Raw genomic sequence first — 1,035 nt, 5'->3', positions numbered from 1 at the left:
GAAGATCCACTTCCGAGACACGATGCGCGGCGGCAAGTTCCTCAATGTCTGGCGCATGGCCGAGCTGCACGCCAAACAGGCCCCCGAGCGCGTGCGCGAGCTCGAGGAGTGGGGCGCGGTCTTCGACCGCACCAAAGACGGGCTGATCAACCAGCGGAACTTCGGCGGGCACCGCTACCCGCGGCTGGCCCACGTCGGCGACCGCACCGGGCTCGAGCTGATCCGCTCGCTCCAAGATCACGGTGTGCACCAGGGCATCGATTTCCACATGGAGTGCACGGCGCTCAAGCTGCTCGAGGACGGCGGTCGCATCGCCGGCGTCGCCGCGTACTGGCGCGATACCGGACGGTTTCTGCTGATTCGATGCAAGGCCGTGATCCTGGCGACCGGCGGCGGCGGTCGCGCGTGGCGGGTGACCAGTAACTCCTGGGAGTACACCGGCGACGGCCTGGCGCTCGCTTACGACGCCGGCGCCGAGCTGATGGACCTGGAGTTCACGCAGTTTCACCCCACCGGCATGGTGTGGCCGCCGTCGGTTCGCGGAACTCTCGTCACCGAAGGCGTTCGCGGGGACGGAGGCATCCTCAAGAACAGCAAGGGCGAGCGCTTCATGTTCGATTACATCCCGGAGCGTTTCGCTTCGGAGACGGCGGACACGAAGGAGGAGGCCGAGCTGTGGATGCGCGGCGTCGAGGGCGCGCGGCGTCCTCCGGAGCTGCTCACCCGCGACGTGGTCGCTCGGGCGATTCGCGCCGAGGTAGCCGCCGGGCGGGGCTCGCCTCGCGGTGGTGCATTTCTCGACATCGCCAGTCGGCGCGACGCGGATTTCATCAGGCGCAAGCTGCCGTCGATGTATCACCAGTTCAAGGAGCTGGCGGAGGTCGACATCACGAAGGAGCCGATGGAGGTCGGCCCGACCCTGCACTACTTCATGGGCGGCATTCGTGTCGACGCCGACAGCCAGGAGACGCGGGTTCCGGGCCTGTTCGCCTGCGGCGAGTGCGCCGCTGGCCTGCACGGCGCCAACCGCCTGGG

Annotated in this window: 1 protein-coding gene; it reads left to right on the top strand. The window is 68.1% G+C overall.

Annotated features, from left to right (window positions below; all coding sequences use genetic code 11):
- Positions 1-1,035, top strand: a 1,035-nt coding sequence (locus ABFS34_17030; protein MEN8377130.1) for an FAD-binding protein, incomplete at both ends; no start/stop codon positions are given.

Source organism: Gemmatimonadota bacterium, from assembly GCA_039715185.1.
GTDB lineage: Bacteria > Gemmatimonadota > Gemmatimonadetes > Longimicrobiales > RSA9 > DATHRK01.
The sequence above is the reverse complement of the archived record's forward strand: the minus strand, read 5'-3'. Positions and strand labels throughout refer to the sequence as shown.